At 58.1% G+C, this 18363-nt stretch carries 30 protein-coding genes; all 30 read left to right on the top strand.

Translation table 11 applies throughout. The annotated features are described in order from the left end of the window. The coding region (locus EV660_RS14605; RefSeq protein WP_446430595.1) for an EF-Tu C-terminal domain-related protein at nt 1-258 on the top strand (258 nt) is incomplete at its 5' end. Between the two features lie 57 nt (nt 259-315). Beyond that, nucleotides 316-624, top strand: coding sequence for a 30S ribosomal protein S10 (rpsJ, locus tag EV660_RS14610; RefSeq protein WP_071469578.1), 309 nt, complete (start codon nt 316-318; stop codon nt 622-624). Between the two features lie 12 nt (nt 625-636). Continuing rightward, on the top strand, nt 637-1473 hold the full coding sequence (gene rplC / locus EV660_RS14615) for a 50S ribosomal protein L3 (RefSeq protein WP_071479241.1): 837 nt from the start codon (nt 637-639) through the stop codon (nt 1471-1473). A gap of 1 nt (nt 1474) precedes the next feature. After that, a complete protein-coding gene (rplD, locus tag EV660_RS14620) occupies nt 1475-2095 on the top strand; it encodes a 50S ribosomal protein L4 (RefSeq protein WP_071479242.1) in 621 nt (206 codons plus the stop codon). Beyond that, nucleotides 2092-2388 (top strand): 50S ribosomal protein L23, encoded by a 297-nt coding sequence (locus EV660_RS14625; RefSeq protein WP_071479243.1) that lies wholly within the window; start codon nt 2092-2094, stop codon nt 2386-2388. The genes rplD and EV660_RS14625 overlap by 4 nt, the downstream gene beginning before the upstream one ends. Nucleotides 2389-2507: 119 nt before the next feature. After that, on the top strand, nt 2508-3347 hold the full coding sequence (gene rplB / locus EV660_RS14630; protein WP_071479244.1) for a 50S ribosomal protein L2: 840 nt from the start codon (nt 2508-2510) through the stop codon (nt 3345-3347). A gap of 3 nt (nt 3348-3350) precedes the next feature. Then, a complete protein-coding gene (gene rpsS, locus EV660_RS14635) occupies nt 3351-3629 on the top strand; it encodes a 30S ribosomal protein S19 (RefSeq protein WP_071469573.1) in 279 nt (92 codons plus the stop codon). Nucleotides 3630-3632: 3 nt separating this feature from the next. After that, nucleotides 3633-4013 carry a 50S ribosomal protein L22 gene (rplV, locus tag EV660_RS14640; protein WP_071479245.1) on the top strand — a complete coding sequence of 127 codons (381 nt, stop codon included), beginning with the start codon at nt 3633-3635 and terminating at the stop codon, nt 4011-4013. Further along, a complete protein-coding gene (rpsC, locus tag EV660_RS14645) occupies nt 4013-4714 on the top strand; it encodes a 30S ribosomal protein S3 (RefSeq protein WP_071479246.1) in 702 nt (233 codons plus the stop codon). The genes rplV and rpsC overlap by 1 nt, the downstream gene beginning before the upstream one ends. A gap of 21 nt (nt 4715-4735) precedes the next feature. Next, nucleotides 4736-5149, top strand: coding sequence for a 50S ribosomal protein L16 (rplP, locus tag EV660_RS14650; protein WP_071479247.1), 414 nt, complete (start codon nt 4736-4738; stop codon nt 5147-5149). 182 nt (nt 5150-5331) lie between these two features. Beyond that, nucleotides 5332-5535, top strand: a complete 204-nt coding sequence (rpmC, locus tag EV660_RS14655) for a 50S ribosomal protein L29 (RefSeq protein ID WP_071479248.1) — start codon at nt 5332-5334, stop codon at nt 5533-5535. 11 nt (nt 5536-5546) lie between these two features. Beyond that, entirely contained in the window at nt 5547-5786 is a 240-nt protein-coding gene (gene rpsQ, locus EV660_RS14660; protein WP_071479249.1) for a 30S ribosomal protein S17, read from the top strand. Between the two features lie 63 nt (nt 5787-5849). After that, nucleotides 5850-6218 (top strand): 50S ribosomal protein L14, encoded by a 369-nt coding sequence (gene rplN, locus EV660_RS14665; protein ID WP_071469567.1) that lies wholly within the window; start codon nt 5850-5852, stop codon nt 6216-6218. Next, the gene (gene rplX, locus EV660_RS14670; protein ID WP_071479250.1) at nt 6218-6523 is read left to right on the top strand and encodes a 50S ribosomal protein L24; all 306 of its coding nucleotides are present in this window, start codon (nt 6218-6220) and stop codon (nt 6521-6523) included. The genes rplN and rplX overlap by 1 nt, the downstream gene beginning before the upstream one ends. After that, nucleotides 6523-7083, top strand: coding sequence for a 50S ribosomal protein L5 (gene rplE, locus EV660_RS14675; protein WP_071479251.1), 561 nt, complete (start codon nt 6523-6525; stop codon nt 7081-7083). The genes rplX and rplE overlap by 1 nt, the downstream gene beginning before the upstream one ends. A gap of 19 nt (nt 7084-7102) precedes the next feature. After that, nucleotides 7103-7408, top strand: coding sequence for a 30S ribosomal protein S14 (gene rpsN / locus EV660_RS14680; protein WP_071479252.1), 306 nt, complete (start codon nt 7103-7105; stop codon nt 7406-7408). A gap of 15 nt (nt 7409-7423) precedes the next feature. Continuing rightward, nucleotides 7424-7816, top strand: a complete 393-nt coding sequence (gene rpsH, locus EV660_RS14685) for a 30S ribosomal protein S8 (RefSeq protein ID WP_071479390.1) — start codon at nt 7424-7426, stop codon at nt 7814-7816. 11 nt (nt 7817-7827) lie between these two features. Next, a complete protein-coding gene (gene rplF / locus EV660_RS14690) occupies nt 7828-8361 on the top strand; it encodes a 50S ribosomal protein L6 (RefSeq protein ID WP_071479253.1) in 534 nt (177 codons plus the stop codon). Between the two features lie 11 nt (nt 8362-8372). After that, a complete protein-coding gene (rplR, locus tag EV660_RS14695; protein WP_071479254.1) occupies nt 8373-8732 on the top strand; it encodes a 50S ribosomal protein L18 in 360 nt (119 codons plus the stop codon). A 10-nt stretch (nt 8733-8742) separates the two neighbouring features. Beyond that, on the top strand, nt 8743-9297 hold the full coding sequence (rpsE, locus tag EV660_RS14700; protein WP_071479255.1) for a 30S ribosomal protein S5: 555 nt from the start codon (nt 8743-8745) through the stop codon (nt 9295-9297). Nucleotides 9298-9312: 15 nt separating this feature from the next. Next, nucleotides 9313-9501: a 50S ribosomal protein L30 gene (gene rpmD / locus EV660_RS14705; RefSeq protein WP_071479256.1), complete on the top strand. Its 189-nt coding sequence runs from the start codon at nt 9313-9315 to the stop codon at nt 9499-9501. 114 nt (nt 9502-9615) lie between these two features. Beyond that, the gene (gene rplO, locus EV660_RS14710; protein ID WP_071479257.1) at nt 9616-10107 is read left to right on the top strand and encodes a 50S ribosomal protein L15; all 492 of its coding nucleotides are present in this window, start codon (nt 9616-9618) and stop codon (nt 10105-10107) included. Between the two features lie 106 nt (nt 10108-10213). Beyond that, a complete protein-coding gene (secY, locus tag EV660_RS14715; protein ID WP_071479258.1) occupies nt 10214-11587 on the top strand; it encodes a preprotein translocase subunit SecY in 1374 nt (457 codons plus the stop codon). A 303-nt stretch (nt 11588-11890) separates the two neighbouring features. Next, a complete protein-coding gene (rpsM, locus tag EV660_RS14720) occupies nt 11891-12259 on the top strand; it encodes a 30S ribosomal protein S13 (RefSeq protein ID WP_071479259.1) in 369 nt (122 codons plus the stop codon). Between the two features lie 15 nt (nt 12260-12274). Then, nucleotides 12275-12664, top strand: a complete 390-nt coding sequence (gene rpsK / locus EV660_RS14725) for a 30S ribosomal protein S11 (RefSeq protein ID WP_071469555.1) — start codon at nt 12275-12277, stop codon at nt 12662-12664. A 117-nt stretch (nt 12665-12781) separates the two neighbouring features. Further along, nucleotides 12782-13798: a DNA-directed RNA polymerase subunit alpha gene (locus EV660_RS14730; RefSeq protein WP_071479391.1), complete on the top strand. Its 1017-nt coding sequence runs from the start codon at nt 12782-12784 to the stop codon at nt 13796-13798. A 123-nt stretch (nt 13799-13921) separates the two neighbouring features. Next, the gene (rplQ, locus tag EV660_RS14735; RefSeq protein WP_071479260.1) at nt 13922-14338 is read left to right on the top strand and encodes a 50S ribosomal protein L17; all 417 of its coding nucleotides are present in this window, start codon (nt 13922-13924) and stop codon (nt 14336-14338) included. A gap of 111 nt (nt 14339-14449) precedes the next feature. Then, nucleotides 14450-15835: a trypsin-like peptidase domain-containing protein gene (locus tag EV660_RS14740; protein ID WP_071479261.1), complete on the top strand. Its 1386-nt coding sequence runs from the start codon at nt 14450-14452 to the stop codon at nt 15833-15835. Between the two features lie 41 nt (nt 15836-15876). Then, nucleotides 15877-17184, top strand: coding sequence for a replication-associated recombination protein A (locus tag EV660_RS14745; protein ID WP_071479262.1), 1308 nt, complete (start codon nt 15877-15879; stop codon nt 17182-17184). A gap of 144 nt (nt 17185-17328) precedes the next feature. Next, nucleotides 17329-18363 carry an RluA family pseudouridine synthase gene (locus tag EV660_RS14750; RefSeq protein ID WP_071479392.1) on the top strand — a complete coding sequence of 345 codons (1035 nt, stop codon included), beginning with the start codon at nt 17329-17331 and terminating at the stop codon, nt 18361-18363.

The following is an 18363-nucleotide window of genomic DNA, read 5'->3' on the forward strand; positions in this document are numbered from 1 at the left end:
TATATCCTGACCAAGGAAGAAGGCGGTCGTCACACACCGTTCTTTGCGAATTACCGTCCGCAGTTCTACTTCCGCACAACGGATGTGACCGGCACTGTGAAACTGCCTGAAGGCACGGAAATGGTGATGCCCGGCGACAACCTGAAATTCGAGGTTGAGCTGATCGCGCCCATCGCGATGGAAGAGAAGCTACGCTTCGCCATCCGCGAAGGCGGCCGCACCGTCGGCGCTGGTGTTGTGTCGAAGATCATCGAATAATCAAGCAGGTCAGATGCGTGGAAACCCACGCATCTTCCCTTCCGAAGGAACAGCAAGATGCAAGGTCAGAATATCCGCATTCGGCTAAAGGCCTTCGATTACCGCGTGTTGGATGCCAGCACACAGGAAATCGTTAATACGGCCAAGCGTACGGGTGCCCAGGTTCGGGGGCCAATCCCGCTGCCGAACAAGATCGAAAAATTCACCGTTTTGCGTGGCCCGCATATCGACAAGAAGTCGCGCGACCAGTGGGAAATCCGCACGCATAAACGCCTACTCGATATCGTCGATCCGACCCCCCAGACTGTGGACGCGCTGATGAAGCTCGACCTCGCTGCCGGGGTTGATGTCGAGATCAAAGTTTAAGGAGCCAGGACAATGCGCTCTGGAGTTATCGCAAAGAAGCTGGGAATGACCCGGCTGTTTATGGAGGACGGGCGGCAAATTCCCGTAACTGTCCTTCAACTGGACGGGTTGCAGGTTGTTGCCCAACGCACTGCTGAAAAGGACGGCTATTCGGCTGTTCAACTGGGTGCTGGTGCTGCAAAGGCAAAGCGCGTTGCCGCACCGATGCGTGGTCATTTCGCGAAAGCCAATGTTGCGCCCAAGCGCAAGCTGGCCGAATTCCGCGTCAGTGCCGAGAACTTGATTGAAGTCGGTGAAGAGATCACGGCTGACCACTATTTTGAAGGTCAGTTTGTCGATGTCGCCGGTACCTCGATCGGTAAGGGCTTTGCCGGTGCGATGAAGCGCCACAACTTCGGCGGCCTTCGGGCGTCGCATGGTGTGTCGATCAGCCACCGTTCGCATGGTTCGACCGGTCAGTGTCAGGACCCGGGCAAGGTGTTCAAGGGCAAGAAGATGGCCGGTCACATGGGCGCTGCCCGCGTGACAACGCAGAACCTGCAAGTCGTGAAGACTGACAGCGACCGCGGCCTGATCATGGTCAAGGGTGCCGTGCCGGGTTCGCGTGGTGGTTGGGTGACGATCAAGGATGCGGTCAAAAAGCCGTTCCCTGAGAATGCCATTCTGCCCGCCGCTCTGAAATCCGCCGCTGACGCCGCACGCAAGGCCGCTGAGGAAGCTGCTGCTGCCGCTGCAGCCGAGGAAGAGGCCGCACGTCAGGCTGCGCTGGAAGCTGAGGCCGCAGAGCAGGAAGCTGCCCTGAAAGAGGCCGAAGCTTCGATCGAAGCCGAGAAGAAGGAAGGCGAGTGAGATGAAACTCGACGTTGTCAATCTGCAGGCAGGCAATGCCGGCGAGATCGAGCTAAATGAGGCCATCTTTGGCCTTGAGCCTCGCGCCGATATCCTGCACCGCGTGGTGCGCTGGCAGCGGGCGAAAGCCCAGGCTGGCACCCACAAGGTCAAGACCCGCTCGGAAACCAGCTACTCGACCAAGAAGATCTATCGCCAGAAGGGCACAGGTGGCGCACGTCACGGTGACCGGAATGCTCCGATCTTCCGCAAGGGTGGTGTCTACAAAGGCCCGACGCCGCGCAGCCATGCGTTTGATCTGCCCAAGAAGGTTCGTGCGCTTGGTTTGCGCATGGCGCTTTCGGCCAAGGCAGGCAGCGGCAAGCTGATCGTTCTGGACACAACAGAGATGGCTGAAGCCAAGACCTCTGTTCTGGCCAAGGCGGCCAAGGAGCTGGGCTGGAAAAAGGCGCTGGTCATTGATGGGGCAGAGGTGAATGAGAATTTCGCCCGCGCCGCACGCAACCTTGAAGGGGTTGATGTGCTTCCGTCGATGGGTGCCAATGTTTATGACATCCTGCGCCGTGATACGCTGGTGATCACGCGTGCCGGACTTGAAGCACTGGAGGCTCGGTTAGCATGAGCGCACAGGCCAAGCATTACGATGTGATCCGCAAGCCGGTCATCACGGAAAAGGCCACAATGGCTTCTGAAGCCAATGCTGTGGTGTTCGAAGTGGCGATCGACGCGAATAAACCCCAGATCAAGGATGCCATCGAGGCAATCTTTGGTGTGAAGGTCAAAGCGGTGAACACGACCATTACCAAAGGCAAGGTCAAGCGGTTCAAGGGGATGCCCGGACGCCGCAAGGACGTTAAGAAAGCATATGTCACCCTCGAAGAGGGAAATGCTATCGACGTCACGACCGGGCTTTGATAAAGGACTGAACGACTCAGCGGCCCCGGCGCAATCGGGGCCGCTGGTTATTTGGCGCTGCGGCGCCGGATTGACTGAAACCGGACCAATTGGTCCAGAGCACACGGAAGACAGAAAGCATGGCACTCAAGTCGTATAAACCGACGACGCCTGGCCAACGTGGGTTGGTGCTGATCGACCGTTCGGAGCTTTGGAAAGGTCGCCCGGTCAAGGCCCTCACAGAAGGCTTGACCAAATCGGGTGGTCGGAACAACACCGGACGTATTACAGCACGCCGCATTGGTGGGGGCGCAAAGCGTCTTTATCGTATCGTGGATTTCAAGCGCGCGAAGCTTGACGTTCCGGCTGTTGTGGAGCGGATCGAATATGACCCGAACCGCACCGCCTTTATCGCATTGATCAAATATGAAGATGGCGAGCAGGCTTATATCCTTGCGCCCCAGCGTCTGGCTGTTGGTGACAAGGTTGTTGCCTCTGCGAAGGCTGACATCAAGCCTGGCAACGCAATGCCCTTCTCGGGTATGCCCATCGGGACGATCGTGCACAATATCGAGATGAAGCCCGGCAAGGGTGGTCAGATCGCGCGTGCTGCTGGCACTTATGCGCAGTTCGTGGGCCGCGATGGTGGCTATGCTCAGATCCGGCTGTCTTCGGGCGAGTTGCGTCTGGTGCGTCAGGAATGCTTTGCGACTGTTGGTGCGGTTTCAAACCCCGACAATTCCAACCAGAATTTCGGCAAGGCTGGCCGCACACGCCATCAGGGCAAGCGCCCGTCGGTACGTGGTGTTGCAATGAACCCGATCGATCACCCCCATGGTGGTGGTGAGGGTCGGACCTCGGGTGGTCGTACGCCAGTGACGCCTTGGGGTAAGGACACCAAGGGTCGCAAGACGCGCTCGAACAAGCAGACCGATCAGTATATCCTGCGGTCACGTCACGCGAAGAAGAAGGGTCGCTAATCCATGGCACGTTCAGTTTGGAAGGGCCCTTTCGTTGACGCTTACGTCTTGAAAAAGGCGGAGAAGTCACGCGAGTCGGGTCGCAATGAAGTTATCAAAATCTGGTCACGCCGTTCGACCATCCTGCCCCAGTTCGTGGGCCTGACGTTCGGTGTTTACAACGGCAAGAAGCATATTCCTGTCAATGTGACCGAGGACATGATCGGCCAGAAGTTCGGTGAGTATTCGCCGACGCGGACCTATTACGGTCACGCAGCCGACAAAAAAGCGAAACGGAAATAAGCCATGGGTAAAGAGACAAATCCGCGCCGCGTGGCCGAGAATGAGGCCATGGCCAAAACGCGTATGCTGCGCACGTCGCCGCAGAAGCTGAACCTTGTTGCGGCCATGATCCGCGGCAAGAAAGTGGACAAGGCCCTGACAGACCTTACCTTCTCAAAGAAGCGCATTGCAGGCGACGTCAAGAAGTGCCTGCAATCGGCGATTGCCAATGCTGAAAACAACCACGGGCTGGACGTTGATGAACTCGTCGTTGCCGAAGCCTGGGTTGGCAAGAACCTTGTCATGAAGCGCGGTCGTCCGCGTGCACGTGGCCGGTTTGGCAAGATCATGAAGCCGTTTTCAGAGCTGACCATCAAGGTTCGCCAGGTCGAGGAGCAAGCATAATGGGTCAGAAGGTCAATCCGATTGGCATGCGCCTTCAGGTAAACCGTACCTGGGACAGCCGCTGGTTCGCTGAAAGCAAGGATTACGGCAACCTGCTGCTTGAGGATCTGAAGATCCGCGATTTCATCAATGATGAATGCAAGCAGGCTGGTATTAGCCGTGTTATCATTGAGCGTCCGCACAAGAAGTGCCGCGTCACGATCCATACCGCACGCCCCGGTGTTATCATCGGCAAGAAAGGCGCGGATATCGAGACGCTGCGCAAGAAACTTGCCAACCTCACCGACTCGGACCTGCACCTCAACATCGTTGAAGTGCGCAAGCCCGAACTGGATGCGCAATTGGTGGCAGAAAGCATTTGCCAGCAGCTGGAGCGTCGGGTCAGCTTCCGTCGTGCGATGAAGCGTGCGGTTCAGAACGCCATGCGCATGGGTGCCCTTGGTATCCGTGTTAACCTGGCCGGTCGTTTGGGCGGCGCAGAGATTGCGCGGACAGAATGGTACCGTGAAGGTCGCGTGCCGCTGCACACGCTGCGTGCCGATATCGACCACGCGCATTCCGAGGCGAAAACCGCTTACGGGATCATCGGTGTCAAGGTCTGGATCTTCAAGGGCGAGATCATGGAACATGATCCTCAGGCTCGTGACCGCCGTCATCAGGAACTTCAGGACAGCGGCGGCGCACAGCGCCCGCGTCGCTGATCCGCTTGAAGGAGAGACACCATGTTGCAACCAAAACGGACCAAGTTCCGCAAACAGCATAAAGGCCGCATTCATGGCGAGGCAAAGGGCGGGTTTGACCTGAACTTTGGCAGCTATGGCCTGAAAGCTGTCGAGCCAGAGCGCATTACGGCGCGCCAGATCGAAGCCGCACGCCGTGCCATGACGCGTCACATGAAGCGTCAGGGTCGCGTCTGGATCCGTATCTTCCCCGATGTCCCGGTCACGTCGAAACCGACCGAAGTTCGTATGGGTAAAGGTAAGGGTTCGGTCGATTTCTGGGCCGCCAAAGTGAAGCCGGGCCGCGTCATGTTTGAGATTGATGGCGTCAATGATGCCATTGCCCGCGAAGCGCTGCGTCTGGCAGCGATGAAGCTGCCGATCAAGACCCGTGTTGTTGCGCGCGAAGACTGGTAAGCGCGGCACGTCACCAAACCAGATGTCCCGGCCCGTTACAGGCCGGGACATATTCTTTTAGGCAAAATGCTTGCCATTCGGGCGTATCCGGCCTATAGGACGCGCTCATCCATCTCCGCCGGGAATCAGGGTGACCCTGTCACAGGGGGCTCGCCGGTGAATGTTGACTGAAGGAAAAGGCCATGAAAGCCGAAGATCTGCGTAACAAGACCCCGGATCAGCTGCGTGACGAGCTGGTGTCGCTGAAAAAGGAAGCGTTCAATCTGCGCTTCCAGAAGGCGACCAACCAGCTGGATAACACAGCCCGCATCCGCAAAGTTCGTCGGGACGCTGCGCGCGTTTCGACTATCCTCAACGAAAAAGCCCGCGTCGCGGCGGCGAATTAAGGAGCCAGGCCATGCCCAAACGCATTTTGCAAGGCAAGGTGACGAGCGATAAGAATGAACAGACCGTAACGGTTCTGGTCGAGCGCCGCTTCACGCACCCAATGATGAAGAAAACGGTTCGGAGCACGAAAAAATATCGCGCGCATGATCCGCTGAACCAGTTCAAGGTTGGTGATACAGTTCGCATCGTCGAATGTGCGCCAATTTCGAAGACGAAACGCTGGGAGGTTCTGGTCGACGCGGAAGCGTAAGCCAGACTCATCCAGTCTTGTCGAAACCCTGGGCGTGATGCCCAAAGGTCGGGAGAAACCTAAATGATCCAGATGCAGACCAATCTGGATGTAGCTGACAACTCTGGCGCACGCCGGGTTCAGTGCATCAAGGTCCTCGGTGGGTCCAAGCGGCGCTATGCGTCCGTAGGCGACATCATCGTGGTATCGGTCAAGGAAGCAATTCCGAAGGGCCGTGTTAAGAAAGGCGACGTGCGCAAGGCCGTCGTCGTCCGCACAGCGAAGGAAGTCCGTCGTGAAGATGGCACCGCAATTCGCTTTGACCGCAATGCTGCGGTCATCCTCAACAATGCTGGCGAGCCTGTCGGTACCCGTATCTTCGGGCCGGTGGTGCGTGAGCTGCGCGCGAAGAACTTCATGAAGATCATCTCGCTCGCGCCGGAGGTGTTGTAATGGCTGCGAAACTCAAAAAAGGTGACAAGGTCATCGTGCTTGCGGGCAAGGACAAAGGCAAGACTGGCGAGATTGATCGCGTCATGCCTGCGGACAACAAGGCCATCGTGAACGGGATCAACATCTCGATCCGCCACACCAAGCAGACACAGCAAAGCCAGGGTGGCCGTTTGCCACAGGCAATGCCGATCGATTTGTCAAACCTCGCGCTGGTTGATGGCAATGGCAAGGCAACGCGCGTTGGCTTCCGCGTGGAAGACGACAAGAAAGTGCGTTTCGCCAAGACAACCGGGGAGGCAATCTGATGCTTGATGTAGCAAACTATACCCCTCGTTTGCGGACTGTTTACAAAAACGAAGTCCGGCCTGCGATGAAAGAAGAATTCGGCTACAAGAACGACATGATGATCCCGAAGCTCGACAAGATCGTGCTGAATATGGGCATCGGCGAAGCCGTCAAGGACAGCAAGAAGATCAAATCGGCACAAGCTGATCTGACTGCGATTGCTGGCCAGAAAGCTGTCATCACCAAGGCACGCAACTCGATCGCTGGTTTCCGCGTTCGCGAAGAAATGCCTTTGGGGGTCAAAGTTACTCTGCGCGGTGAGCGTATGTATGAATTCCTTGACCGTCTGATCACTGTGGCGCTGCCGCGCGTGCGCGACTTCCGCGGTGTGAAAGGCACGTCATTTGACGGCCGTGGCAACTACGCCATGGGCATCAAGGAACATATCGTTTTCCCTGAAATCAACTTCGATCAGATCGACGAAGTCTGGGGGATGGACGTGATCATCTGTACCACCGCGAAAACCGACGCTGAAGCAAAGGCATTGTTGAAAGCTTTCAACATGCCCTTCACCAGCTGACGCGAGAGGGAGAGAACCAATGGCTAAGAAAGCAATGGTCGAGCGCGAAAAGAAGCGTCAGAAGCTGGTGGCGAAATATGCCGCCAAGCGTGCTGAGCTGAAAGCTATCGCTGCCGACGCAGAACGCCCGATGGAAGAGCGTTTCAAAGCGAACCTGAAACTGGCACAACTGCCGCGCAACTCTTCCGAGACGCGCCTGCATAACCGCTGCCAGCTGACAGGTCGTCCGAAAGCCTACTATCGCAAACTTAAACTTTCGCGGATCGCGTTGCGTGATCTGGCCTCCAAGGGTCAGATTCCGGGCATGGTCAAGTCGAGCTGGTAAGGAGATCGCAAGATGATGAACGATCCTCTCGGCGATATGCTGACCCGCATCCGCAACGCGCAGATGCGTGGCAAATCCACCGTTCGCACACCTGCTTCCAAGCTTCGCGCCTGGGTGCTGGATGTGCTGAAAGACGAAGGCTACATCCGTGGCTATGAGCATGCGACTTCGGACGCTGGTCACCCTGAGCTGGAAATTTCGCTGAAATATGCCGATGGCCAGCCCGTGATCCGCGAACTCAAGCGTATCTCGACCCCCGGTCGCCGCGTCTATTCCGGTGTTCGTGAAATCCCGCAGATCCGCAACGGTCTGGGTATTTCGGTGGTCTCGACGCCCAAGGGTGTCATGTCCGATGCAGCAGCGCGCGCAGCCAATGTTGGTGGCGAAGTGCTCTGCCGTGTGTTCTGAGGAGGGCTGAGATGTCTCGTATTGGCAAAAAGCCTGTCGAACTGCCTTCGGGTGTGTCGGCTCAGGTCAAGGGCCAGACCATCGAGGTCAAAGGTCCGAAAGGTACCCGCAGCTTCACCGCTGGTGACGATGTGGATATCATTCTTGATGGCAATGTCGTCACGATCAAACCGCGCGGCCTGTCCAAGCGTGCCCGCCAGCAGTGGGGTATGACCCGCTCGATGGTGGCCAACCTTGCGCAAGGCGTGACTGATGGGTTCAAGAAAGAGCTTGAACTGGTCGGCGTTGGTTATCGTGCCGCGATGCAGGGCAAAGACCTGAAGCTGTCGCTTGGTTACAGCCACGAAGTGATCTTTACAGTGCCTGAGGGCATTTCTGTTACGGTTCCGAAACAGACCGAGATCGTTGTCGAGGGCATGGACCAGCAGGCCGTTGGCGAATGTGCTGCGAATATCCGCAAGTGGCGCTCACCCGAACCTTATAAGGGCAAGGGGATCCGCTACAAGGATGAGTATATCTTCCGTAAGGAAGGCAAGAAGAAGTAAGGGCGCGACAGATGGCGAACACAAAGCAAAAGCTGTTCCAGAAACGCCGCTTGCGCGTGCGGAACAAGATCAAGAAAACGGCCAACGGACGTCCGCGTCTGTCGGTGCACCGTTCGAACAAGAACATCAGCGTTCAGCTGATCGACGACGCGAACGGCGTGACCCTGGCTTCTGCCTCGACACTCGAAAAGGATTTCGGGTTGGCAGGCACCAACAACAAGGACGCAGCCACCAAGATTGGCGCCGCGATTGCAGAGCGTGCGAAAGCCGCTGGCATCGAGGAATGCTATTTCGATCGCGGTGGGTTCATCTTTCACGGGAAAGTGAAGGCTTTGGCCGATGCTGCCCGTGAAGGCGGCCTGAAGTTCTGAGGAGACGATTATGGCAGAAAGAGAAAACCGCCGGGACCGCCGCGAGCGCGACGAAACCCCGGAATTCGCCGATCGTCTGGTCGCGATCAACCGCGTGTCCAAGACCGTCAAGGGCGGCAAACGCTTTGGCTTTGCAGCACTCGTGGTCGTGGGTGACCAGCGCGGCCGCGTAGGCTTCGGCAAGGGCAAGGCGAAAGAAGTGCCTGAGGCGATCCGCAAGGCGACCGAGCAGGCCAAGCGCCAGATGATCCGTGTACCGCTGCGCGATGGCCGTACACTGCATCATGACATCGAAGGGCGCCACGGTGCCGGCAAAGTGATCATGCGCACAGCAGTTCCGGGGACTGGTATTATTGCCGGTGGTCCAATGCGCGCTGTGTTCGAGATGCTGGGTCTGCAAGATGTCGTGGCAAAGTCGCAGGGCAGCCAGAACCCGTATAACATGGTTCGGGCGACCTTTGACGCGCTGCGCAATTCTGCCAGCCCGCGTCAGGTAGCGCAGCGTCGTGGCAAGAAGGTTGCGGATATTCTGCGCAAGCCCGAAGCCGAAACCGTCGACGCGTAAGGGGAGCACAGAGTCATGGCAAAAACCATCGTGGTCAAACAGATCGGTTCGCCGATCCGTCGCCCCGCCAGCCAGCGCGCAACCCTTAAAGGGTTGGGCCTGAACAAGATGCACCGCACCCGCGAACTGGAAGATACACCTTCCGTGCGCGGCATGGTCAACGCGATCCCACACCTTGTGCAGATCGTCGAAGAGCGCGGCTGAACCAAGTGACAGCCTATTGGCCCCGGAGTTTATCCGGGGCCTCTCATTGTAAAAACAACGCCGCGTTGCCCTGATCCGTCGCTGGCAGGGTTTTCCGGCAAAAGGAGAAGCGACATGAAACTGAATGAACTTCGTGACAATCCCGGTGCGACCAAGAAGCGCATGCGCGTTGGCCGTGGTCCCGGCTCTGGTAAGGGCAAAATGGGTGGCCGCGGGATCAAGGGCCAGAACTCGCGTTCCGGTGTTGCGATCAAGTCCTACGAGGGCGGCCAGATGCCGCTGTATATGCGCTTGCCAAAGCGCGGCTTCAACAAGCCCAATCGCAAGTCTTTTGCTGTCGTAAACCTTGGCCTGATCGAGAAATTCATCACCGAAGGCAAGCTGGACGCAGGCAACGCGATCACCGAAGATGCGCTGGTCGCATCCGGTCTGGTGCGTCGCAAGCTTGATGGCGTGCGCGTTCTGGCAAAGGGTGACATCACCAGCAAAGTAAACTTGCAGGTATCTGGCGCATCGAAATCGGCAGTCGAAGCGGTTGAAAAGGCCGGTGGCTCTGTCGAAATTCTCGCCCCTGTGGCGAAAAAGGAAGAGGCGGCCGCCGAATAATGGTTGTGAGCGGCGTCCTAGCCGCTTACATCAGACCGCATACGGGTTTTCGCGCCGCCGACCGTACCCCGGTTTGGCGGCGCTGACATGACAGAGAGAGACGCGCATGGCATCTGCTTCTGATTCACTTGCAGCCAACACAAGCTGGGGGGCGCTGGCGAAAGCCACCGATCTGCGCCGCCGCATCTTTTTTGCGCTTGGGCTTCTGATTGTTTATCGCATCGGGACTTATATTCCTGTGCCAGGAATTGACGGTCTGGCGCTGCGCGAGTTCATGGATGAGGCCGCAGCCGGTATCGGCGGTATGCTCAACATGTTCACGGGTGGCGCGATCAGCCGGATGGGTATCTTTGCCCTTGGCATCATGCCCTACATTTCAGCCGCAATCATCGTGCAGTTGGTTGGCGCGATGTACGAGCCGTGGAAACAGCTCAAGAAAGAAGGCGAGATGGGGCGGCGCAAGTTGAACCAGTACACGCGCTATCTGACTGTTATATTGGCAACCGGGCAATCTTATGGCCTCGCCGTATCGCTTGAAGCGGGCGATTTGGCGACAGACCCGGGTTGGTTCTTCCGCTCTGCTGTGGTGATTACGCTTGTCGGGGGCACAATGTTCCTGATGTGGCTGGGTGAACAGATTACTGAACGCGGCATCGGCAATGGTATCTCTCTGATCATCTTTGTCGGTATTATCGCCGAATTGCCTGCCGCTCTTGCACAGTTCCTTAGCCAGGGCCGGACAGGCGACATTGCGCCAGCGGTGATTGTCGGCGTCATCATCATGGTGATTGCGGTGATCGCCTTCGTGGTCTTCATGGAACGCGCGATCCGCAAGATAACGATCCAATATCCGCGCCGTCAGGTCGGTATGAAAGTATTTGACGGCGGCGCTTCGCATCTGCCCATCAAGGTGAACCCTGCCAATGTGATCCCTGCGATCTTCGCATCGTCGTTGCTGCTGTTGCCTACGACCGTTGCAACCTTCTCCGGCAATTCGCAAAGCGAGTTGATGGCGACTGTGCTGGCCTATTTCGGCCCTGGGCAGCCCGCCTATCTGGCCTTCTTCACAGTGATGATCATCTTCTTCACTTTCTTCTACACGCAGAATGTGTCGTTCAAGACCGAAGACGTGGCCGAGAACCTGAAGAACCAGAACGGCTTTATCCCCGGCATTCGTCCCGGCAAGCGCACCGAGGAATATCTGGATTACGTTGTGAACCGGATCGTAACGGTGGGGGCCATCTATCTGGCGGCTGTGTGTCTGTTGCCCGAGATCCTGCGCGGACAGCTTGCGATTCCGTTCTATTTCGGCGGTACGTCGGTACTGATTGTGGTGTCGGTGACGATGGATACGATCAACAGGGTTCAGTCGCACTTGGTGGCACACCAGTATGAGGGTTTGCTTGAAAAGTCCCAGCTTCGCGGCAAAGGGCGCAAGAGAACCACGACGGGCAAGCCCAAGGCGCCGTCGCGCCGGTGAAAACACTTTTCTACTCGGCTCTTCGGGGCCGAGTTTCCCGCCACTTGCCGACTGAGATGCCCGGGTAACCCTTCACGTTCAGAGTTCGCGTGCTGGTTGAGTTGGCGTTCAAAGACCTGCTTGGTGGCAAATGAATATCTGGCCTCTTGACCTTATCTTGAAAAGGACATAGGCGAAAACCTCGACAGTCGAATCGCGCCTCGATCTCGGGGCGTTATTCGTTTTTGATGCACGCGGGCATTCGGCCCGTGTTGTGAAAAAAGGTTCTGGGATTACGGAACCGCAACGAAAGGAAGCTCCCGCGTGGCACGTATTGCTGGCGTAAACATCCCTACAGGAAAGCGCGTTCCTATTGCGCTGACCTATATTCATGGCATTGGCCCGAAAGCGGCCGAGACAATTTGCAACGCTGTCGGTATTGATCTGACGCGCCGCATCAATGAATTGTCGGATGCCGAGATCTTGTCGATCCGTGAACATATCGACGCGAATTTCACAGTTGAAGGCGACCTGCGCCGCGAAGTGCAGATGAACATCAAAAGCATGATGGACATCGGTTCTTATCGTGGTCTGCGTCATCGCCGCAACCTTCCCGTGCGCGGTCAGCGTACCCATACCAATGCGCGCACGCGCAAAGGTCCGGCGAAAGCAATCGCCGGCAAGAAGAAGTAAGGGGAGGTTTGAACGATGGCTCGTGAAAAGACTCGCGTCAAACGCAAGGTCCGCAAGAATATCGCTGCTGGTGTCGCACATGTGAATTCCAGCTTCAACAACACCAAGATCCTGATCTCGGATGTGCAGGGTAACGCCATTTCATGGTCGTCCGCCGGCACAATGGGGTTCAAAGGGTCGCGTAAATCGACACCTTATGCTGCCCAGCTTGCTGCGGAAGATGCAGGCAAGAAGGCGCAGGAACATGGCGTCAAGACATTGGAAGTCGAAGTGCAGGGCCCCGGTTCGGGCCGTGAATCTGCACTGCGTGCCCTGGCTGCTGCTGGTTTCAACATCACCTCTATCCGGGATGTGACACCAATGGCCCATAACGGCTGCCGTCCGCCAAAGCGGCGTCGCGTCTGATTTCTGCTAACCCTTGGTCAGGCCGCGTGGTTTTCGCGGTCTGGCTTTGGCATTTTTGATCCTCGGGCGTTGCCGCGTTACGGACATGGCGCAGCAACAGGAATGGAGGCGACACGCATGATCCATAAAAACTGGCAAGAATTGATCAAACCTTCGCAGCTGGAGGTCAAGCCGGGCGCTGACCCCATGCGTCAGGCGACCGTTGTGGCCGAACCGCTGGAGCGTGGCTTTGGCCTGACGCTTGGCAATGCGCTGCGCCGCGTCCTGATGTCTTCGTTGCAAGGTGCGGCGATCACATCGGTTCAGATCGACAATGTGCTTCACGAATTCTCTTCCGTGCCGGGTGTGCGCGAGGATGTGACCGATATCGTTCTTAACCTGAAATCCGTGTCCTTGCGGATGGATGTTGAAGGGCCAAAGCGGATTTCGATTTCTGCGCAGGGTCCCGGTGTTGTGACCGCAGCCGAGATTCAGACTTCGGCGGGCATTGAGGTTTTGAACGGCGATCAGGTTATCTGTCACCTTGACGATGGCGCTTCGGTGTACATGGAACTGACCGTCAATACTGGTAAGGGCTATGTTTCGGCCGACAAGAACCGTCCGGAAGATGCGCCGATTGGCCTGATCCCGATTGATGCGATTTTCTCGCCAGTCAAGAAGGCCAGCTATGAAGTGCAGCCAACCCGTGAAGGGCAGGTGCTGGACTATGACAAGTTGACCATGAAAGTGGAAACTGACGGTTCGGTCAGCGCGGAAGATGCGGTCGCGTTTGCGGCGCGTATTCTGCAAGATCAGCTACAGATCTTCGTCAATTTCGACGAGCCTGAATCTGCTGGTGCGAAGGACGATGATGACGGTCTGGAATTCAACCCGCTGCTGCTGAAAAAGGTAGACGAGTTGGAACTGTCGGTACGTTCGGCAAACTGCCTGAAGAACGACAACATCGTCTATATTGGCGACCTGATCCAGAAGACAGAAGCAGAAATGCTGCGCACGCCGAATTTCGGCCGCAAGTCGCTGAATGAGATCAAGGAAGTGCTGTCAGGCATGGGCCTGCATCTTGGCATGGATGTCGAGGAATGGCCGCCAGAGAATATCGACGATCTGGCCAAGCGCTTCGAAGATCAGTTCTGAGATTGGCAGGGCGTGGGGCCAACCCCGCGCCCTGCATAAGACCGGGCGATCACGCCCCAAGGAGAGCCAAGGTCACGCAGCCTTGGCCAGACAAAGCAAAAATGACGTTTTAGGAGATATGACATGCGTCACGCCAGAGGATACCGCCGCCTGAACCGCACACACGAGCACCGCAAGGCGCTGTTTGCGAATATGTCAGGCTCGCTCATTGAACATGAGCAGATCAAGACCACGCTGCCCAAAGCCAAGGAACTGCGCCCGATCATCGAAAAGCTGATCACGCTGGCCAAGCGCGGCGACCTGCATGCGCGCCGTCAGGCCGCTGCACAACTTAAGCAGGACATGCATGTTGCCAAGCTGTTCGAAGTGCTTGGCCCACGCTACAAGGACCGTCAGGGCGGCTATGTGCGCGTTCTGAAAGCCGGTTTCCGCTATGGGGACATGGCACCTATGGCGATCATCGAGTTTGTTGATCGCGATGTGAATGCGAAGGGCGCCGCTGACCTGGCCCGTCTGGAAGCCGAAGCCAACGAAGCTTGATATCAGCTTTGCACGATTGAAAAAGGCCCGCACATCTGTAGCGGGCCTTTTGCATTGAACTCGGCGTCGGGGAATTCCTATATATCCGCAGTAATGACACGGAGGTTTGCTATGCGTCTTGCCCCGCTGATAGCTTTTTGCGCGGCCCTTGCATGGAGCGGCCCTATGCAGGCCGAAACCGTGCCCAGTTCCCTGACCGAGGTACAGTTAAGTTTTGCGCCTGTCGTGCGCGAAGCCGCGCCTGCTGTGGTCAATATCTATGCGCAACGTATCGTGGCGCAGCGCAGTAGCCCTTTTGCGGATGATCCGTTTTTTGGTGATCTGTTTCGGAATTTCGGTCAGGTCACTCCGCGGGTGCAGAACGCGCTTGGGTCTGGGGTGATCCTGTCTGATGACGGGATTGTCGTGTCGAACTTTCATGTTGTCGGCAACGCAACCGAAATCAGGGTCGTGATGAACGACCGGCGAGAATATGATGCCGATATCATCCTTACGGATGAGGAAAGCGATCTGGCTGTGCTGAAACTGCGCGGCGCGTCCGATCTGCCCAGCTTGGAATTCGCCGATTCCGATGCGGTCGAGGTGGGCGAACTTGTGCTTGCCATAGGTAACCCGTTTGGGGTGGGGCAGACAGTGTCCAGCGGGATCATCTCTGGTCTGGCGCGCTCGGGGATCGCGGTCGGGTCGGGGCGCGGCTATTTCATTCAGACTGATGCACCGATCAATCCCGGCAATTCTGGCGGTGCACTGGTCGATATGCAGGGGCGGTTGGTCGGCGTGAATACTGCCATCATTTCGCGTTCGGGGGCATCGCATGGTATAGGCTTTGCAATACCGGCCAATCTGGTGGCAGCCGTTGTCGAACAGGCCCGCGATGGGCGGGCGACATTCGCGCGCCCTTGGGCTGGCGTAACAGCACAGGCCGTGGATGCGGCGCTTGCCGATGCCTTCGATCAGGCCGCACCCGAAGGGGTGATCGTTCTGGAAATGCACCCGGACAGCCCGCTTGCCAAAGCGGGCCTGTTGCGGGGCGATGTGGTGCTGAGCGTGGATGGCGAAGAGGTGAATTCCGCGCCCGAGATGATGTTTCGCTTGTCGGTCCGTGGCCTTGGCGCACAGTCGGATCTGACCTATCGGCGCGGGGAGGAAGTGCGGACCACGCAAATTGATCTGATTGCCGCGCCCGATACCCCGGATCGACAGGCCCGCCATGTGGAGGGGCGCAGTGCCTTGCGCGGGCTTTCCGTGGTGCGGGTCAACCCGGCGGTGATTTCCGAATACAACCTTGCGCCAGAGGTGGAAGGGATCATGGTCGCAGGGCTTGAAGACTTTGCGGCACGCACGGGCTTGCGCAGGGGCGATATAATCCTGACCATGAATGGCGCAGAAGTCGCCAGCACAGATGATGTCGTCCGTCTGGCTCAAGAGCAGACACGCAACTGGCGGATAGAGGTTCTGCGCGATGGGCGCCGCGTGGCCCTGCGCTTCCGCCTGTGATGCAGCTTTCCCAAGGGGCGCAACAGGGATAGACTGCGCAAATGGCTGACCTGTTCGATCATTCAAACGATGCGCCGGAAAGCGCACCCCGCCCCCTTGCCGACAGGCTGCGCCCGCGCACCCTGCGCGAGGTGATCGGTCAGGACAAAGTGCTGGGCCGTGATGGACCGCTGGGGGCGATGCTGGCCAGCGGGCAACTGGCCTCTCTCATCCTGTGGGGGCCGCCCGGGGTGGGCAAAACGACAATTGCCCGCCTGCTGGCCGATGAAACCGACCTGCATTTCACGCAACTCAGCGCGATCTTTACGGGCGTGCCTGATCTGCGCAAGGTGTTCGAACAGGCAAAGATGCGCCGCCAGAACGGGCGCGGCACATTGCTGTTTGTGGATGAAATACACCGCTTCAACAAATCGCAGCAGGACAGTTTTCTGCCGCATATGGAAGATGGCACCATCATTCTGGTAGGCGCCACCACGGAAAACCCGTCTTTCGAGTTGAACGCGGCACTTTTGTCGCGCGCGCAGGTGATCGTGCTGGAGCGGTTCTCTCTCGCGGATCTTGAACTGATGGCACAACGCGCCGAGCAGGAGCTTGGCCGCCCCTTGCCGCTGGACGGCCCCGCGCGTGAGGCGCTGCTGGAGATGGCCGATGGCGACGGACGCGCAGCGCTGAATCTGATCGAGCAGGTTATGGGCTGGCACCTGAGCGCGAAGCTGGACAGCGCGGGATTGTCAAAACGCCTGATGCGGCGTGCCGCGCAATATGACAAGTCAGGGGACGCGCATTACAACCTGATTTCAGCGCTGCATAAATCGGTGCGCGGCTCTGACCCGGATGCGGCGCTATACTGGTTCGCACGCATGATCGAGGGGGGCGAAGACCCGCGCTATCTTGCGCGGCGCCTGACGCGGATGGCGGTTGAAGATATTGGCCTTGCTGATCCGCAGGCACAGGCCGTTTGCCTGGAGGCCTGGCAAAGCTATGAGCGGCTTGGCAGTCCGGAAGGGGATCTGGCGCTGGCCCAAGCGGTCAGTTACCTGGCACTCGCGCCCAAATCGAATGCGGGCTATGTCGCGTGGAAGGCGGCGCTGAAACTGGCGGAGCAGACGGGATCGCAACCCCCGCCTAAGCATATTCTGAATGCGCCTACAAAGCTGATGAAAGAACAGGGCTACGGGGCAGGTTATGATTATGATCATGATGCCGAAGACGGGTTCTCCGGGCAGAACTACTTTCCTGAGGGGGTAAAGCGCCCCGTCCTGTATCAGCCGCTTGAACGCGGGTTTGAACGCGAATTGTCAAAACGTCTTGCCTATTTCGCCAAATTGCGGGCCAAGCGGGGCGGCTGACCCCGGGGGCTGCCGCCCCCGGACCCCCGCGAGTATTTCACGCAAGAAAATGGTTATGTCGGGTTCCGGGTGTTGAGGTGACGTGCATCCGGTTGACATCGGGGGGCGGGCAGGGAATTGAGGGCGAGAAAGACGGGGATGAAGATGAGCAAGGTTCAGGTTGTACAAGTCGGGGCAGAAGAGGGCGAGCAGCGGCTTGATCGCTGGCTGAAGCGCCAGTTCCCGCAGGTGACCCAGGGGCTGATCGAGAAGGCTTGCCGCAAGGGCGAGATCCGCGTGGATGGCGCGCGCGTCAAGGCGTCGAGCAGGATCGAGGCCGGACAGCAGGTGCGCATTCCGCCTTTGCCCGACAGCATGCCGGCCCTTGCCAGCCCCAAGCCTGGTTATAGCGTGAGTGACGCGCGGATGATCCAGTCCGCCGTGATCTGGAAAGACCAGCATATCATTGCGCTGAACAAGCCTGCCGGATTGCCAAGCCAGGGCGGCAGCGGGCAAGGCAGCCGCCATGTGGACGGGCTGAGCGAAGCGTTGATGTTCGACTATAAGGAGCGCCCGGTTCTGGTGCACCGGCTGGACAAGGACACATCCGGCGTGTTGTTGCTGGCGCGCACACCGCGCGTGGCGCGCAGGCTGGCCGAGGCCTTTCGGCACCGCGAGACGCGCAAGATTTACTGGGCGCTGGTGGCAGGTGTGCCACAGCCACTGAAGGGCACCATTCGTTACGGGCTGGTCAAGGCTGGTACGCGCGGGAATGAGAAAATGCGCTGTATTCACCCGGCAGAAGTGGATCAGGTCGAGGGGGCCAAGCGTGCCACGACCGATTTTGCAGTGTTGGAACGCCTTGGCGGGCGCGCTGCATGGGTGGCCCTGTCCCCGATCACGGGGCGGACGCATCAGTTGCGCGCGCATATGGCCGAAATTGGCCATCCGATCATGGGCGATGGGAAATATGGGGGCTCGGCGCAGGAGAATCTTGGCGATGGCTGGGGTGCAGGCATAGGCGGCGAGGTCAGCCGCAAGCTGCATCTGCACGCGCGATCCCTGCGGGTGGAGCACCCGGTCACAGGGGCAATGTTGGAACTGACCGCCCCTTTGCCGGAGCATATGGCCGAAAGCTGGAAACTGTTTGGCTGGGACCCGCGCGATGCGCCTGCCGACCCGTTTGACGGGGATAGCTGA

Source organism: Roseinatronobacter bogoriensis DSM 18756 (genome assembly GCF_004366635.1).
GTDB lineage: Bacteria > Pseudomonadota > Alphaproteobacteria > Rhodobacterales > Rhodobacteraceae > Roseinatronobacter > Roseinatronobacter bogoriensis.

Bases quoted from the DNA above. Each gene is read 5' to 3' on its own strand.
- rpmD (WP_071479256.1), top strand. From the start codon at position 9,313: ATGGCAAAAACCATCGTGGTCAAACAGATCGGTTCGCCGATCCGTCGC.
- rpsK (WP_071469555.1), top strand. From the start codon at position 12,275: ATGGCTCGTGAAAAGACTCGCGTCAAACGCAAGGTCCGCAAGAATATC.
- rpsS (WP_071469573.1), top strand. From the start codon at position 3,351: ATGGCACGTTCAGTTTGGAAGGGCCCTTTCGTTGACGCTTACGTCTTG.
- EV660_RS14750 (WP_071479392.1), top strand. From the start codon at position 17,329: ATGAGCAAGGTTCAGGTTGTACAAGTCGGGGCAGAAGAGGGCGAGCAG.
- rpsH (WP_071479390.1), top strand. From the start codon at position 7,424: ATGAACGATCCTCTCGGCGATATGCTGACCCGCATCCGCAACGCGCAG.
- rplV (WP_071479245.1), top strand. From the start codon at position 3,633: ATGGGTAAAGAGACAAATCCGCGCCGCGTGGCCGAGAATGAGGCCATG.
- rplF (WP_071479253.1), top strand. From the start codon at position 7,828: ATGTCTCGTATTGGCAAAAAGCCTGTCGAACTGCCTTCGGGTGTGTCG.
- rplB (WP_071479244.1), top strand. From the start codon at position 2,508: ATGGCACTCAAGTCGTATAAACCGACGACGCCTGGCCAACGTGGGTTG.
- rplC (WP_071479241.1), top strand. From the start codon at position 637: ATGCGCTCTGGAGTTATCGCAAAGAAGCTGGGAATGACCCGGCTGTTT.
- EV660_RS14745 (WP_071479262.1), top strand. From the start codon at position 15,877: ATGGCTGACCTGTTCGATCATTCAAACGATGCGCCGGAAAGCGCACCC.
- rpsN (WP_071479252.1), top strand. From the start codon at position 7,103: ATGGCTAAGAAAGCAATGGTCGAGCGCGAAAAGAAGCGTCAGAAGCTG.
- rpsQ (WP_071479249.1), top strand. From the start codon at position 5,547: ATGCCCAAACGCATTTTGCAAGGCAAGGTGACGAGCGATAAGAATGAA.
- rpsC (WP_071479246.1), top strand. From the start codon at position 4,013: ATGGGTCAGAAGGTCAATCCGATTGGCATGCGCCTTCAGGTAAACCGT.
- rplQ (WP_071479260.1), top strand. From the start codon at position 13,922: ATGCGTCACGCCAGAGGATACCGCCGCCTGAACCGCACACACGAGCAC.
- EV660_RS14730 (WP_071479391.1), top strand. From the start codon at position 12,782: ATGATCCATAAAAACTGGCAAGAATTGATCAAACCTTCGCAGCTGGAG.
- rplD (WP_071479242.1), top strand. From the start codon at position 1,475: ATGAAACTCGACGTTGTCAATCTGCAGGCAGGCAATGCCGGCGAGATC.
- rplE (WP_071479251.1), top strand. From the start codon at position 6,523: ATGCTTGATGTAGCAAACTATACCCCTCGTTTGCGGACTGTTTACAAA.
- rplP (WP_071479247.1), top strand. From the start codon at position 4,736: ATGTTGCAACCAAAACGGACCAAGTTCCGCAAACAGCATAAAGGCCGC.
- EV660_RS14740 (WP_071479261.1), top strand. From the start codon at position 14,450: ATGCGTCTTGCCCCGCTGATAGCTTTTTGCGCGGCCCTTGCATGGAGC.
- rpsJ (WP_071469578.1), top strand. From the start codon at position 316: ATGCAAGGTCAGAATATCCGCATTCGGCTAAAGGCCTTCGATTACCGC.
- rpmC (WP_071479248.1), top strand. From the start codon at position 5,332: ATGAAAGCCGAAGATCTGCGTAACAAGACCCCGGATCAGCTGCGTGAC.
- rplX (WP_071479250.1), top strand. From the start codon at position 6,218: ATGGCTGCGAAACTCAAAAAAGGTGACAAGGTCATCGTGCTTGCGGGC.
- rplO (WP_071479257.1), top strand. From the start codon at position 9,616: ATGAAACTGAATGAACTTCGTGACAATCCCGGTGCGACCAAGAAGCGC.
- rpsE (WP_071479255.1), top strand. From the start codon at position 8,743: ATGGCAGAAAGAGAAAACCGCCGGGACCGCCGCGAGCGCGACGAAACC.
- EV660_RS14625 (WP_071479243.1), top strand. From the start codon at position 2,092: ATGAGCGCACAGGCCAAGCATTACGATGTGATCCGCAAGCCGGTCATC.
- rplN (WP_071469567.1), top strand. From the start codon at position 5,850: ATGATCCAGATGCAGACCAATCTGGATGTAGCTGACAACTCTGGCGCA.
- secY (WP_071479258.1), top strand. From the start codon at position 10,214: ATGGCATCTGCTTCTGATTCACTTGCAGCCAACACAAGCTGGGGGGCG.
- rplR (WP_071479254.1), top strand. From the start codon at position 8,373: ATGGCGAACACAAAGCAAAAGCTGTTCCAGAAACGCCGCTTGCGCGTG.